The sequence below is a fragment of the Kitasatospora sp. NPDC058444 genome (assembly GCF_042721415.1).
Lineage (GTDB): Bacteria > Actinomycetota > Actinomycetes > Streptomycetales > Streptomycetaceae > Kitasatospora.
In genome coordinates, this window is record NZ_JBHXLL010000051.1 from 37,143 (window position 1) to 51,648 (window position 14,506).

The 14,506-nt window shown below is 73.7% G+C and carries 14 protein-coding genes; 11 read left to right on the forward strand and 3 right to left on the reverse strand.

Features of this window, described 5'->3' with window-relative positions; all coding sequences use genetic code 11:
• Positions 1-157: 157 nt before the first annotated feature.
• Both ACFWP2_RS34380 and ACFWP2_RS34385 read left to right on the forward strand, forming a co-directional pair.
• Entirely contained in the window at positions 158-640 is a 483-nt protein-coding gene (locus tag ACFWP2_RS34380) for a Fur family transcriptional regulator (protein ID WP_380458879.1), read from the forward strand.
• A 19-nt stretch (positions 641-659) separates the two neighbouring features.
• On the forward strand, positions 660-1,622 hold the full coding sequence (locus ACFWP2_RS34385; protein WP_380458954.1) for a YgfZ/GcvT domain-containing protein: 963 nt from the start codon (positions 660-662) through the stop codon (positions 1,620-1,622).
• 21 nt (positions 1,623-1,643) lie between these two features.
• On the opposite strand, the gene dtd is transcribed toward ACFWP2_RS34385, so the two are convergent.
• Positions 1,644-2,084 carry a D-aminoacyl-tRNA deacylase gene (gene dtd / locus ACFWP2_RS34390; protein WP_380458882.1) on the reverse strand — a complete coding sequence of 147 codons (441 nt, stop codon included), beginning with the start codon at positions 2,082-2,084 and terminating at the stop codon, positions 1,644-1,646.
• A 664-nt stretch (positions 2,085-2,748) separates the two neighbouring features.
• On the opposite strand from dtd, the gene ACFWP2_RS34395 reads away from it, so the two are divergent.
• The 3 genes from ACFWP2_RS34395 (at position 2,749) to ACFWP2_RS34405 (ending at position 4,730) form a co-directional block, all read left to right on the forward strand.
• A complete protein-coding gene (locus ACFWP2_RS34395; protein WP_380458885.1) occupies positions 2,749-3,369 on the forward strand; it encodes an ABC transporter substrate-binding protein in 621 nt (206 codons plus the stop codon).
• Positions 3,370-3,441: 72 nt separating this feature from the next.
• On the forward strand, positions 3,442-4,401 hold the full coding sequence (locus ACFWP2_RS34400) for an asparaginase (RefSeq protein WP_380458888.1): 960 nt from the start codon (positions 3,442-3,444) through the stop codon (positions 4,399-4,401).
• A gap of 119 nt (positions 4,402-4,520) precedes the next feature.
• Positions 4,521-4,730: a dodecin gene (locus ACFWP2_RS34405; protein WP_360353677.1), complete on the forward strand. Its 210-nt coding sequence runs from the start codon at positions 4,521-4,523 to the stop codon at positions 4,728-4,730.
• Between the two features lie 245 nt (positions 4,731-4,975).
• Here the strand turns inward: ACFWP2_RS34405 and ACFWP2_RS34410 are convergent, their stop codons facing one another.
• Positions 4,976-5,467: an inorganic diphosphatase gene (locus ACFWP2_RS34410; protein WP_030059594.1), complete on the reverse strand. Its 492-nt coding sequence runs from the start codon at positions 5,465-5,467 to the stop codon at positions 4,976-4,978.
• Positions 5,468-5,543: 76 nt separating this feature from the next.
• Between ACFWP2_RS34410 and dacB the strand changes: the two genes are divergently transcribed.
• From dacB to folE, 6 genes are all read left to right on the forward strand, one after another.
• Entirely contained in the window at positions 5,544-7,214 is a 1,671-nt protein-coding gene (dacB, locus tag ACFWP2_RS34415; protein ID WP_380458892.1) for a D-alanyl-D-alanine carboxypeptidase/D-alanyl-D-alanine-endopeptidase, read from the forward strand.
• A gap of 120 nt (positions 7,215-7,334) precedes the next feature.
• Entirely contained in the window at positions 7,335-8,507 is a 1,173-nt protein-coding gene (locus tag ACFWP2_RS34420; protein ID WP_380458895.1) for a zinc-dependent metalloprotease, read from the forward strand.
• 284 nt (positions 8,508-8,791) lie between these two features.
• The gene (gene tilS / locus ACFWP2_RS34425; protein ID WP_380458897.1) at positions 8,792-9,919 is read left to right on the forward strand and encodes a tRNA lysidine(34) synthetase TilS; all 1,128 of its coding nucleotides are present in this window, start codon (positions 8,792-8,794) and stop codon (positions 9,917-9,919) included.
• A gap of 72 nt (positions 9,920-9,991) precedes the next feature.
• Complete coding sequence (gene hpt, locus ACFWP2_RS34430; RefSeq protein WP_280685463.1) at positions 9,992-10,546, forward strand: hypoxanthine phosphoribosyltransferase; 555 nt, start codon at positions 9,992-9,994, stop codon at positions 10,544-10,546.
• 226 nt (positions 10,547-10,772) lie between these two features.
• Entirely contained in the window at positions 10,773-12,827 is a 2,055-nt protein-coding gene (gene ftsH / locus ACFWP2_RS34435) for an ATP-dependent zinc metalloprotease FtsH (protein WP_380458902.1), read from the forward strand.
• 107 nt (positions 12,828-12,934) lie between these two features.
• Positions 12,935-13,540, forward strand: coding sequence for a GTP cyclohydrolase I FolE (gene folE, locus ACFWP2_RS34440; RefSeq protein WP_380458905.1), 606 nt, complete (start codon positions 12,935-12,937; stop codon positions 13,538-13,540).
• 57 nt (positions 13,541-13,597) lie between these two features.
• Here the strand turns inward: folE and ACFWP2_RS34445 are convergent, their stop codons facing one another.
• On the reverse strand, positions 13,598-14,386 hold the full coding sequence (locus ACFWP2_RS34445; protein WP_380458907.1) for a ferritin-like domain-containing protein: 789 nt from the start codon (positions 14,384-14,386) through the stop codon (positions 13,598-13,600).
• Positions 14,387-14,506 lie beyond the last annotated feature (120 nt).

The window sequence follows — 14,506 nt, forward strand, 5'->3', positions numbered from 1 at the left end:
TCACGTGGGCCGCCGGTTCAGGTAGGTCGCCGGTCCACGTAGGCCGGTGGCGCGACCGGTCGCACGACCGGCACTTCCGTGCACGAGGTAGGGACCGGCCCGCGGCCGGTCCCTACACTTGCCTCAGGACCCCCGACCATTGGCAGGGACGAGTACCGTGGCGGACACCGGCACCACCGACTGGCAGCTCTCCGGCGACTGGCACCTCTCCGACGACTGGAAGGCCGACCTGCGCGAACGCGGGTACCGGCTCACCCCGCAGCGCCAGCTCGTGCTGGAGGCCGTCGACGAGCTCGACCACGCCACCCCCGACGACATCCTCTGCCACGTCCGCCGGACCGCCAGCGGCGTCAACATCTCCACCGTCTACCGGACCCTGGAGCTGCTGGAGGAGCTGGGCCTGGTCTCGCACGCCCACCTCGGCCACGGCGCCCCGACCTACCACCTGGCCGGCCGCCACCACCACCTGCACCTGGTCTGCCGGGACTGCGAGAAGGTCACCGAGACCGGTACCGAGATCGCCCAGCCGCTGATCGACAGCCTGCGCGAGCGGCACGGCTTCGACACCGACCTCAAGCACTTCGCCATCTTCGGCCGCTGTGCCGACTGCGCCGCCGAGGCCGCCGGGGACCGGTCGTAAGCTGGCCGGTATGACCGGTCTGAAGAGCCCGCTGCTTTCCCTGCCCGGAGCCGTCCCCGCCGAGGGGGCCGACGAGGGGGTCGCCGCCCACTACGGCGACATCTTCCGCGAGCAACGCGCCCTGTCGCAGGGCGCCGGCTTCGTCGACCTCTCGCACCGCGGCGTGGTCACCGTGACCGGCCCGGACCGGCTCTCCTGGCTGCACCTGCTGCTCACCCAGCACGTCAGCGAGCTGCCGCCGCAGCAGGCCGCCGAGGCGCTGGTGCTCTCCCCGAACGGGCACGTCGAGCACGCGCTCTACCTGGTCGACGACGGCACCACCACCTGGGCGCACGTCGAGCCGGGCACCCAGGAGGCGCTGGTGGCCTACCTGGACGGCATGCGGTTCTTCTACCGGGTGGAGGTCGCCGACGCGACCGCCGAGTACGCCGTGGTCCACCTGCCGGCCGGCTCCACCGCTTCGGTCGAGGGCGCCGCCGCCGTCCGCGAACTCCCGTACGGGCGTGACCTGTTCGTGCCGCGCGGCGAGCTGGAGCGGCTCACCGCCGGGTTCGGCCCGGCGGCCGGGGTCTGGGCGTACGAGGCGCTGCGGATCGAGGGCCACCGGCCCCGGCTGGGCTTCGAGACCGACCACCGGACCATCCCGCACGAGGTGGACTGGCTGCGCACCGCCGTCCACCTGCAGAAGGGCTGCTACCGCGGCCAGGAGACCGTCGCCCGGGTGCACAACCTGGGCCGGCCGCCGCGTCGGCTGGTCTTCCTCCACCTGGACGGCACCGAGGAGTCGCTGCCCCCGCACGGGACCGAGGTGCGGCTGGCCACCGACCCGGACGGGCGGGCGCTGGGCTTCGTGACCTCCTCGGCCCGGCACCACGAGCTGGGGCCGATCGCGCTGGCGATCGTGAAGCGGAACGTTCCGGTGGACGCCGTGCTGCTGGCCGGGACGGTGCCCGGCACCCAGGACGTGATCGTCCCGCAGTAGCGGGCGGGCGGAAGGGGCCGCTCAGACCTCGACGAGGACGGTGAACGGGCCGTCGTTCACCAGCGCCACCTGCATGTCGGCGCCGAACCGGCCCGTCTCCACCTTGGCGCCCAGTGCCCGCAGCTGCGCCACCACCTCGTCCACCAGCGGCTCGGCGACGGGGCCGGGGGCGGCGGCGTTCCAGGTGGGGCGGCGCCCCTTGCGGGCGTCGCCGTAGAGCGTGAACTGGCTGATCACCAGCAGCGGGGCGCCGAGGTCCGAGCAGCTCTGCTCGACGCCCTCCTCGTTCGCGGGCAGCAGCCGCAGCGTCCAGAGCTTGCGGGCCAGCTGGGCGGCCTTCGCGGGGGTGTCGTCGTGGGTGGCGCCGACCAGGACGCAGAGCCCCGGCCCCTCGATCGCGCCGACGGTCTCACCGGCCACGGTCACCCGGGCCTCGGTCACTCGCTGCACCACTGCTCGCATGCCGCCATTGTGCCGGAGGGCCGTACGGCCCCCGGAGGGCCCCTGGGGGCCCGTATCCGCCGCATCCGCGCCCCCTGCGCACCCGTCGCGCCCCCGAGCCGGTGGCGGCCCCGTGCGTCCGCCCTCTCCCCGCCCCCGCGCACCCCCCCCGCACCCGCCGTGCTCCCGGGTCCGCGCCGCACCCGTCCCGTACGCCCCGGCGGCCTCCTTCGCCGCCCCCTCAGCCGCCGCCCCGGGGCGCACACCAGGGGCGCGTACAGCGGCTGTGCACGCCCTGGGGTGCGCGCCTGCGCTGAATCGGGCGCCGCTCTCCCTGCGGAAAGGTCCGGTCATATCAGCCACCCCTGTTCGCCAGGGGGCCGTTCGGGTGCACGGGCGGTGCGCGTGCGCCGGGCGGGGTGGCACGCTGGTGGACCGTACGAAGGGTCCGGGGCGCCAGGAGGTCCGCCGCGCCGGGCCGGGTTCGGCCGGGCGGTCGAGCCGGTGGGTCAGGCGTCCGGCAGCACCGCCCCGGTGGGCGGTCGCGGCACGTGACCGGAGCCTCCGGGGTACCCGGGGCGTGCCGGTGGACGGGACGCGCGGCCCGTCGGGGGACGGGCCGGACCGGCGGCAGGGACGGGGCGCCGCGAGCGGGCGGGATCGGACGACGTCAGGTGGTTGGGTGATGGACGCGAGCAGCGCGGCGCGGGACCGGTCCGGGCCGGCGGTGCGGGCCCCCGGGGGTTCGCACGGCCCGGTGGCGGGTGCTGGTGACGAGCCCGACCTGGAACGGCTGGGTCTGGAGCAGCTGCGGGTGCTGCGCCGGGAGACCCTGGAGCAGGAGGCCGACCTGTCGTACCTGCGGCGGCTGCTGCACGGGCGGATGGACATCCTGCGCGCCGAACTCGACCGGCGGCCCGGCGTGGGCCCGGTCCGTACGGCCGACCCGTCCGGCTCCGATCCGCTCCCCGGCGACCTGCTGGACCGGCTGCCGGCCATCCTGACCGACGCGCCCTCCACCGTGCGGCGCTCGGCCCGGCACGTCACCCTCGGCCCGCCGCGCACCCAGGAGTCCCGGTTGGAGGCGGACGCCCTGATGGGCGACGTCCAGCTCGCCGACCTGGCGGCGCACCCGGCCGAGGAGCTGCTGGCCGCGCTGGAGCGGCTGCGGGCGCACGAGCGGGAGGTGTCCGGGCGGCGCCGGCTGCTGCTGCGCACGGCCGACGGTTGCAGTGCCGAGATCACCCGCAGGTACCGTGATGGGGAAGCACGGGTCGACGACCTGCTCGCAGGGGGGCCGCTCTGACCGGGTGAGTCGCCGCGGGCGGTGGGCCCTGCTCCCGCCCGGCCCACCCTCGCCCCGGAAGGCTCACCCGCCATGTCCCTGCCCGCCACCGCGCCCGTTCTCGCCGAGGTCGTGCGCTCCGGTTTCGTCGAGGGCCGCCACCACGGCTCCCTGGTGCTGCTCGCGGCCGACGGCTCGGTCGAGTTCGCGCTCGGTGACCCGGACGCCCCGGTCTTCCCGCGGTCGACCGCCAAGCCGTTCCAGGCGGTGGCCACGCTGCGGGCCGGGCTGGCGATCGAGGGCGCGATGCTGGCGCTGGCGGCCTCCAGCCACTCCGCAGAATCGTTTCACCTCGATGGTGTCCGAAGCATCCTCGGCTCCGCCGGGCTCGACGAGTCGGCCCTGCGCACCCCGGCCGACCTGCCGCTGGACGACACCGAGGCGGAACTGCTGCTCGCCGCCGGCGGCGGGCGCGCCCCGATCCTGATGGACTGCTCCGGCAAGCACGCCGGCTGGCTGGCCGCCTGCACGGCCAACGGCTGGGACACCGCGAGCTACCTCGACCCGGCCCACCCGATCCAGCGGCTGGCCCGTGAGGCCCTGGAGGAGGCCACCGGGGAGACCGCCGCGCACGCCGGGGTGGACGGCTGCGGCGCGCCGCTGCTGGCCGTGTCGCTGACCGGGCTGGCCCGCGGCTACCGCGGCCTGGTGCTGGCCGCGGAGGGCACCGAGCCGCGCCGCGTCGCCGACGCGATGCGCGCCCACCCCGAGTACGTGGCCGGCACCCGCCGGGCCGACACCTGGCTGATGCGGGCGGTGCCGGGCGCGCTGTCCAAGATGGGCGCCGAGGCCGTCCAGGTGGTCGCCCTGCCGGACGGCCGGGCCCTGGCCTTCAAGATCGAGGACGGCGCCGAGCGGGCCCGCGGCCCGGTCCTGGCGGCCGCGCTGCGCCGGCTCGGGGTGACCGGGGCGGAGGAGACCGTCGAGCGGATAGGCGCCGCCCCGCTGCTCGGCGGCGGGGTGCCGGTCGGCGGGGTGCGGGCGGCCTTCTAGGGCGTTTCCGCCGGACACGCCCCAGGACCGAGGCGGTCGGCGGCCGCCCGTCCGGGTGCGGGCGGACCCGGGCCGGTGCACGGTGGACCGGGGGCCGTCGCACAGCTGAGGAGTCCGCCATGACCGACCATGTGTACCGGGTGACCGAGATCGTCGGGTCCTCGACCGAGAGCGTCGACGCCGCGATCCGCAACGGGGTGGAACGGGCCTCCCGGACGCTGCGCAACCTCGACTGGTTCGAGGTCTCGCAGGTCCGGGGCCACCTGGAGGAGGGCCGGATCAAGCACTACCAGGTGTGCATGAAGGTCGGCTTCCGGCTGGAGGACTGACCGGGCCCGGAAGCCCACCCAGGCCCGGAAGCCCGCCCGGGCCCGGTGTTCCACCCGGGCCCGGGCGACCCGCGGCGCCGGCTCCCGGTGGCGCGGATCCGCGTCATGCCGACGGGTGTCGGCAAACCGTCCCGCCTCCGGACACGACGGAGGCCGGGGCCCGCGGAGCAATCCGCGAACCCCGGCCCCGGGCTGTCCCGACCTGCCTCGAACCGTCCTCGATCGAATGAGATCGGAACGACGGCTCAGTGGCCGCCCTGCTCCGCCAGACGCTTGATCGAAGCGGTGACCTCGGCCTCGGCCTCGGCGCGGCCGACCCAGTTGGCGCCCTCGACGGACTTGCCCGGCTCCAGGTCCTTGTAGACCTCGAAGAAGTGCTGGATCTCCAGGCGGTCGAACTCCGACACGTGGTGGATGTCGCGCAGGTGCTCCCAGCGCGGGTCGGTCGCCGGGACGCAGAGCAGCTTGTCGTCGCCGCCGGCCTCGTCGGTCATGTGGAACATGCCGATGGCGCGGCACTTGATCAGGCAGCCCGGGAAGGTCGGCTCGTCCAGGATGACCAGGGCGTCCAGCGGGTCGCCGTCCTCGCCGAGCGTGCCCTCGACGTAGCCGTAGTCGGCCGGGTAGCGGGTCGAGGTGAAGAGCATCCGGTCGAGCCGCAGACGGCCGGTCTCGTGGTCGACCTCGTACTTGTTACGAGAGCCCTTCGGGATTTCGATAAGGACGTCGAACTCCAACGGTTCCTCCAAGGTAGGGACTGACAGAATCCAAGTGTCTCCTACGGGAGTGAGTGCTCGGGAAAGGGGCCGGTCGGTGGGAGCAGGGGGAGGGGCGCCGCGCCGCCGCGGGGGGACGGCCGCGGGGCTGTTCGGGGCGGCGCTGCTGGTGGTCGGTACGGTCCTGACCTCGGGCGGTGCGTACGCGCAGCCGTCCCCGCCGCCGGGCGGGCACAGTGCGGGGCAGGGCGAGGACGAGGACCACGACGGGCAGGGCGGCCGCGACGGGAGGAAGGGCGACCAAGGGAAGGGCGGCGCCGGATCCCGGTCGGACGACGGCCCGATCGCCGCGCCCGGCCGTCGGGCCGGGTCGCCCACCGCCCCCGCGCCCACCGCCCCCGCGCCCACCGGCTCCGCGTCCACCGGTTCCGCCCCCGCCACCGGCGGTGGCGACGCGTCCGGTGCACGCCCGGCCCCCGCACCGGGCGCCGTGCTGGCCGCCGTCGACGGTGCCACGGGGGCCGCCGCCCCCACCCCGCAGGGCCTCCAGCAGGCGCTCGCCGCCGTCCGCGCCGACCAGAGCCTCGGCGAGGTCAACTTCGCCGTCGCGGACGTCGCGACCGGTCAACTCCTGTACGGCTCGGGGGAGAACGCCGCGGCCACCCCCGCCTCCACCACCAAGCTGGCCACCGCGGTCGCGGCCCTGTCCCTCATCCCGGGCGACACCCGGCTGCACACCCGGGTGGTCCGGGGTGCGGACCCGGGCACGATCACCCTGGTCGGCGGCGGCGATCCGACGCTCACCGCGCTGCCCGCCGACCAGGTGCAGATCGGCGGACAGCCGGCCGACGCCGACACCGCCCCCGCCTCGCTGGACCTCCTCGCCCGGCAGACCGCCGAGAGCCTCCGGAACCTCGGCCTCACGACGGTCCAGCTGGACTACGACCTGTCGCTGTACGCGGGCAGCCCGCAGCACAGGAACCACGACGGTCAGAACATCGCCCTGGTGGTCCCGCTGATGGTGGACGAGGGCAAGGTGGACCCGAAGAGCCGGGAGGACGCGCCGGACCGGGTCGCCAACCCGGCGGCCGCGGCCGCCGACACCTTCGCCGCTCTGCTCAACGCCCGCGGCATCACCGTGACGGGCAAGCCCAAGCCCGCCGCGGCGCCCGCCCCCGCCCCGACCGCCGGCGGCGCGGCTCCCCTCGGCGACGTCTTCTCGCCGACGGTCGCCCGGCTGGTGGAACGCCTGCTGACCACCTCCGACAACCAGCTCGCCGAGGCGATGGCCCGTCAGGTCGCCGTCGCCGCCCACCAGCCGGCGAGTTTCGAGGGCGCCGCGGCCGCCGTCACCCAGGAGCTCACCAGGCTCGGCGTGCCGATGGGCGGCGTGGTCCTCAACGACGGGAGCGGCCTGCACCCGGGCAACGCGATCCCGCCCGCCGTGCTGACCCGGCTCCTCGTGCTGGCCGCCTCCGAGCAGCACCCCACCCTGCGCCCGGTGCTCACCGGCCTCCCGGTCGCCGGCTTCACCGGGACCCTCAACAAGCGCTACGGCTCCGGGTCCGGCGCGGCCGACGCGGCCGGCCTGATCCGTGCCAAGACCGGCACCCTCAACGGCGTCAACACCCTCGCGGGCACCGTCGTCGACGCCGACGGACGGCTGCTCGCCTTCGCCGTCATGACCCGCACCACCGCCCCCGTCGACACCGCGCGCGCCGCCATGGACCGTTTCGCCGGCCGTCTCACCGCCTGCGGCTGCCACTGACCCCGCCCCGGCCGCCGCCGGCCCCCGGCGGGGCCGCCCGCGGTGCCGGGGGCGGGGCGGAGGAGAGGTCTTGGCGGCGGGTGGCTGCCGTTGGTGGTGGGGAGCACGTACGGTGAGGGCATGACGAGCGCGAGTGGCGGTGCTGACATGGTCGACTGGAACCTCGCGGTCGCAACCGCGACCAGGTTGGTGCGGCCGGGTCCGGAAGTGAGCCGGGAGGAAGCGGCGGCGGTGGTCGCCGAGTTGCGCCGGCACGCCCTGGAGGCGGAGGAGCACGTGCGGGCGTTCACCGGCATGCGTTCGTCCAGCCTGTCCCGGGCCGCGGCGACGCCGGTGCTGGTGGTCGACCGGCCCGGCTGGATCCGGGCCAACGTGGCGGGTTTCCGCACGGTCGTCCAGCCGCTGGTGGAGAAGCTCCAGGCGCGCCGGGCGAACGGCGCGGCGGCCGGGGTGTTCGGCGCGGTGGGCGAGAAGGCGACCGGGATCGAGGTCGGGGCGCTGCTGGCGTTCCTGTCGACCAAGGTGCTGGGCCAGTACGAGACCTTCGCCCCGGCGGAGCCCCCGCTGGAGGCGCCGGACAGCCCGGCCGCGCTGTTCGACAAGCCGCGGCTGGGGCCGGACGGTCCCGGGCCGGGCCGGCTGCTGCTGGTGGCGCCGAACATCGTGCACGTCGAGCGGGAGCTGGACGTCGACCCGTCCGACTTCCGGCTCTGGGTCTGCCTGCACGAGGAGACGCACCGGACGCAGTTCACCGCGGTGCCGTGGCTGCGCGACCACATCCAGTCCGAGGTGCAGTCCTTCCTCGCCGAGACGGACGTCGACCCGGGCGCCCTGCTGGAGCGGCTGCGGGACGCGGCGGGCGCGTTCGGCGGCCTGCCGGGCGGCGGCAGCCGGGAGGGCGCCTCCTCGGGGAACCTGCTGGAGATCGTCCAGTCGCCCGCGCAGCGCGAGATCCTCGGCCGGCTGACGGCCGTGATGTCGCTGCTGGAGGGCCACGCGGACGTGGTGATGGACGGCGTCGGCCCGGCCGTGGTGCCGACGGTCGCCGAGATCCGGGAGAAGTTCCAGCAGCGCCGGGACCGCGGTGCCAACCGGCTCGACCTGCTGCTGCGCCGGCTGCTCGGCATGGACGCGAAGCTGCGCCAGTACCAGGACGGCGCGGTGTTCGTGCGCGGCGTGGTGGAGCAGGTCGGCATGGAGGGGTTCAACCGGGTGTGGACCTCGCCGAACACCCTGCCGACCAAGGACGAGATCCACGACCCGGCCGCCTGGGTGGCCCGGGTGGCCCGCTGAGCGGCCCCTGGTGGCGCGGGCGCGCCGTGAGCCGGACGGCAAGCGGCGCGCGTCGGTCAAACCCGCTCGTACGAGTGGTCCAATAGGCCAGACGACGGGTGAAGAAGCGTTTCTTCATTCACCCGAACGTGGGACGGTGGTCGTACCGGGGGCGCGGGTGGCGTAGTGGGTGGCCACTATCTGCCACCATCTGTGAGCGCCCGGTAACAGGGCGCTCATGCGGTACGCGGTTCCCGCCGCGTCCGCCGCGAGTCCTGTCCCCCTCCGTCGAGGAGTCGTCCGCCGTGGGCCCTCACCCCGCTGTCGCCGCGATACGCCTGGCCGTTCGCCGTACGCTCACCGACCTCGCCGCCGAGGCCGGTTCCACCTTCACCGCACCCGTGCGCGAGCCGCGCGAGCGCCCGGCCGGGGTGCCGCTGGTCGGTGCCGCGGTCGGCACCACCCTGATCGGCAACGCCGCGCGCCACCCCTCCGGGCTGCCCCGCACCCCGGCCGCGCCCGGCTCGCCGCTGGTCCTGGTCGCGGTCAGCGGCGGCGCGGACTCGATGGCGCTGGCCATCGCCGCCGCCTTCGAGGCCCCCAAGATCGGGCTGCGGGTCGGCGCCGTCACCGTCGACCACGGCCTCCAGGCCGGCTCCGCCGAGCGCGCCGACCAGGTGGCCGACCGGCTGCGCACGCTCGGCCTCGACCCGGTGGAGGCCGTCCCGGTGCGGGTCGGCCGCGCCGGGGGCCCGGAGGCCGCCGCCCGGGACGCCCGCTACGCCGCCCTGGACGCCGCCGCCGACCGCCACGGGGCGATCGCGGTGCTGCTCGGCCACACCCGGGACGACCAGGCCGAGACGGTGCTGCTGGGCCTGGCCCGCGGTTCCGGCGCCCGCTCGCTGGCCGGGATGCCCGCCCAGAAGGGCCGCTACCGCCGCCCGCTGCTGGAACTGGACCGGGCCGCCACCCGGCAGGCCTGCGCCGCCCAGTCGATCCCGGTCTGGGACGACCCGCACAACTGTGATCCCGCCTACACCCGCTCCCGGGTCCGCCACGAGGTGCTGCCGGTCCTGGAGAAGCACCTGGGCGGCGGAGTGGTCGAGGCGCTGGCCCGCACCGCCCGGCTGTTCCGCGACGACGCCGACGCCCTCGACCAGTGGGCCTCGTTGGCCGAACGCGACCTCCGTACGGGCGACGGCGCCCTGGACGCCGTGAAACTGGCCGAACTGCCGCCCGCGGTGCGCCGCCGGGTGCTGCGCCGGGCCGCGCTGCGGGCGGGCTGTCCGGCCGGGGACCTGTTCGCCCGGCACCTGGAGACGATCGACCTGCTGGTCACCGGATGGCGCGGACAGGGGCCGCTGCACCTACCCGGGGGCGTCGAGGCCACCCGCAGGTGTGGCACGCTGGTCTTTCGGCGGCAGGGCGACTGACGGGCGAGGCATGCCCCTGGGGGAGCCGGCCGCCGGCCACACAGACCCCGAACGTTTGAGGACGTATCCCCGGTGGACCAGAACGACATGGGCGCTGACCTCGCGAAGGTGCTCATCAGCAAGGACGAGATCGACGCCAAGCTCCTGGAGCTGGCCGAGCGCATCGACCGGGACTACGCAGGCAAGGACCTGCTGATCGTCGGCGTCCTCAAGGGGGCCGTGATGGTCATGGCGGACCTCGCCCGGACCCTGCACTCGCAGGTCACCATGGACTGGATGGCGGTCTCCTCGTACGGCATGGGCACCAAGTCCTCCGGCGTGGTGCGGATCCTGAAGGACCTGGACACCGACATCGCCGGCCGGGACGTCCTGATCGTCGAGGACATCATCGACTCCGGTCTGACGCTGTCCTGGCTGCTGGGCAACCTGGGGTCGCGCGGCCCGGCCTCGCTGGAGGTCTGCACCCTGCTCCGCAAGCCGGACGCGGCCAAGGTCGAGATCGACGTGAAGTACGTCGGCTTCGACATCCCCAACGAGTTCGTGGTCGGTTACGGCCTGGACTACGCGGAGAAGCTGCGCAACCTTCCCTTCATCGGCACCCTCGCCCCGCACGTCTACGGCGGCTGAGGGCCCCGTTCGGGCGACGGGCGGGAACAGTGGGCCGTTCCCGCCCGTTGGACCCGGGGGACAAAGAAGCAAAGCCGTGTCGCCGTGCTCCCGCCATGGGTGGGTCGGACTGCGGTACGGTCCAATAAACCGCTCTTCACATGAGCACCAATCGGATGCGCCGCGGCCAACAGACCACCGGCGCCGTTGAGTGGCAGGAGGGACGGGGCGGCAACGCCCCGCATGGATGGACGTCAAGCGATACTTCCGTGCGCCGATCATGTGGATCGTGCTGGCCGTCCTCGCCGTCATCGTACTGATGCAGGTCGTTTCGGACTCGAACGGCTACAAGACGGTGGACACCGGTCAGGTCGTCGCGGCGATCGACGCGCACAACGTCAAGTCGGCGCAGATCACCACCGGTGACTCGAACACGATCAAGATCCAGTTGAAGGACGGCGCCACGCTGCCCAGCGCCGGTACGGGCAAGACCCCGTCCGGCAGCAAGTTCCAGGCCTCGTACATCGGCGACCAGGGCGTCGCCATCGCCGACAAGCTCCAGGCCCAGGTCAACGACAAGGACCAGAGCACGCTCGCCGAGGGCTACACGATCAGCCCCGAGAAGCAGAGCACCTTCGTCAGCCTGCTGCTGTCGATGCTCCCGATCGTGATCATCGTCCTGGTCTTCCTGTTCCTGATGAACCAGATGCAGGGCGGCGGCTCCCGGGTCATGCAGTTCGGCAAGTCCAAGGCCAAGCTGCTCACCAAGGACACCCCGAAGACCACCTTCGCCGACGTCGCCGGCGCGGACGAGGCGGTCGAGGAGCTCCACGAGATCAAGGAGTTCCTCCAGGAGCCGGCCAAGTTCCAGGCCGTCGGCGCCAAGATCCCCAAGGGCGTGCTGCTCTACGGCCCGCCCGGTACCGGCAAGACCCTGCTGGCGCGCGCCGTCGCGGGCGAGGCCGGGGTGCCGTTCTACTCCATCTCCGGCTCGGACTTCGTCGAGATGTTCGTCGGCGTCGGCGCCAGCCGCGTCCGCGACCTCTTCGAGCAGGCCAAGGCGAACGCCCCGGCGATCGTCTTCGTCGACGAGATCGACGCCGTCGGCCGGCACCGCGGCGCGGGCCTCGGCGGCGGCCACGACGAGCGCGAGCAGACCCTCAACCAGCTGCTGGTCGAGATGGACGGCTTCGACGTCAAGGGCGGCGTGATCCTGATCGCCGCGACCAACCGCCCCGACATCCTGGACCCGGCGCTGCTGCGCCCGGGCCGCTTCGACCGCCAGATCGCGGTGGAGCGCCCCGACCTCCAGGGCCGGCTGGACATCCTCAAGGTGCACCAGAAGGGCAAGCCGATCGCGCCCGACGTCGACCTGTCGGCCGTCGCCAAGCGCACCCCCGGCTTCACCGGTGCCGACCTGTCGAACGTCCTCAACGAGGCGGCGCTGCTGACCGCCCGTTCGGACAAGAAGCTGATCGACAACGGCATCCTGGACGAGGCGATCGACCGCGTCGTGGCCGGTCCGCAGAAGCGCACGCGGATCATGTCCGACAAGGAGAAGAAGATCACCGCGTACCACGAGGGCGGCCACGCCCTGGTCGCGGCGGCCTGCCAGTACAGCGACCCGGTGCACAAGATCACCATCCTGTCCCGCGGCCGGGCCCTCGGCTACACCATGGTGCTGCCGGACGAGGACAAGTACTCCACCACCCGCAACGAGATGCTCGACCAGCTCGCCTACATGATGGGCGGGCGCGCGGCGGAGGAGCTGGTCTTCCACGACCCGACCACGGGCGCCTCGAACGACATCGAGAAGGCCACCGCGACGGCCCGGGCCATGGTCACCCAGTACGGCATGACCGAGCGCCTCGGTGCCATCAAGTTCGGCAGCGACAACTCGGAGCCGTTCCTGGGCCGTGAGATGGGCCACCAGCGCGACTACTCGGAAGAGGTCGCCGGGCTGGTCGACGAAGAGGTCAAGAAGCTCATCGACACGGCGCACAACGAGGCCTGGGAGATCCTGGTCGAGAACCGCGACGTGCTCGACAACCTGGTCCTGGAGCTCCTGGAGAAGGAGACCCTGAACAAGGAGCAGATCGCCGAGGTCTTCGCCCCGATCGTCAAGCGCCCGGCCCGGCCGGCCTGGACGGGCTCCGCCCGCCGCACGCCGTCCACCCGGCCGCCGGTGCAGTCCCCGAAGGAGCTGGCGCTCACCAACGGCGCCGCCTCCGGCGAGAGCGCTCCGGTGGACGTCGTGAAGCTCCCGCCGATGCCGGCCGGCGAGCCGCCGACCGAGGGCTGACCTCCCGAATCGCAGGGAATGGATGCCGCGTCACCAGGGTTTGTACCCTGGAGGCGCGGCATCCGTGCTGTTCAGCCAGAGTCTTCCGATACAAAAGCGAGGCCCGCATGATCGACCCGGTGACGTTCGACGGTCCGCCCGCCGTCGGTACCTTCGACCAGAAGCGGGCCGAGAACGCCATCCGCGAGCTGCTGCTCGCCGTCGGTGAGGACCCGGACCGCGAGGGTCTGCTGGAGACCCCGGCCCGGGTCGCGCGGGCCTACAAGGAGATATTCGCGGGCCTGTGGCAGGAGCCCGAGGACGTCCTGACCACCACCTTCGACCTCGGCCACGACGAGATGGTGCTGGTCAAGGACATCGAGCTGACCTCGGTCTGTGAGCACCACCTGGTGCCGTTCCGCGGCGTGGCCCACGTCGGGTACATCCCGTCCCTGAGCGGCAAGATCACCGGGCTGTCCAAGCTCGCCCGGCTGGTCGACGTCTACGCCCGCCGGCCGCAGGTGCAGGAACGCCTGACCAGCCAGGTGGCCGACGCGCTGATGCGGATCCTGGAGCCGCGCGGGGCGATCGTCGTGGTCGAGTGCGAGCACATGTGCATGTCGATGCGCGGCATCCGCAAGCCCGGTGCCAAGACCATCACCTCCTGCGTGCGCGGCCAGCTGCGCGACCCGGCCACCCGCGCCGAGGCGATGAGCCTCATCATCGGCCGCTAAGCGCTCCCGGGCCCGGGAGCGTCGGCCGGCCGGGCGGTGGCCACGGCCGGGCGCTGCTCAGAACACCTCGTGCTCCGCGTGCGGCGGAGCCGGGGTGCCCAGCGCGTTGCGCCGCTCGGGCATCCGCAGGGCGACCATCCGGCGCCAGCCGTAGGCGCGGTCGTACAGGTAGAGCGCGTGCACCCCGAGGGCGACCAGGGCGAGCTGCCAGCGCGGCCAGCGCAGGATCCGGGCCATCCGGGCGGTGACGGCGAGGCCGACGTCCCGGTGGGTGCGGATCTCGCCGCGGGCGCTGGTCTCCAGGGCGTGCCGGATGTACGGGCCGTGGCCCTCGGAGACCAGCCGCAGCAGCTCCTCGTGGCAGTAGGCGAGGTGGTTGTCCTCGTCGGCGGAGATCATCCGCATCGCCCGGCCGAGGTCGGGGTTCTCCCCGTACACCCGGACCAGCTGGCGCATCTGCTCGGCGGCGCGCTGTTCGGTGACCCGGCTGTGCGCGAGGTAGGTGATGATCTCGCGGTCGGTCAGCGGGACGTCGCTGTTCAGCCGCTCGTGCGAGAGGCCGATGCCCTGGCGCTCCAGCAGCATGCAGTAGTCGGCCTCGTCCGGCACGGGCACCTTGGGCAGGCCGCGCTTGTGCAGCAGCTGGGCGAAGATCCGGCCGTGCTTGCGCTCGTCGGCACCGTGCCGGGCGACCTTCGGGGCGAGGACCGGATCCCGGGTGAGCGCGGTGATCCGCTCGTTCTCCCAGCCGCCCTGGTCCTCGCCGTCGGCCGCGATGCTGCAGAACAGCTGGTACGCCTGGTCGTTCCGGTAGATCTCGTCGAAGAGCGAGCGGGTGCTCAGCACGGTGCCTCCTTGCGCGGGTCCGGGGCGGGCCCGGCGGTGACCGCCGGGCGGTCGCGATACGTTCCCCCGGGCCGCCGGCCGTCCGGGCCGACCGGCGGGTAATCACTCACCTGTCCTAGC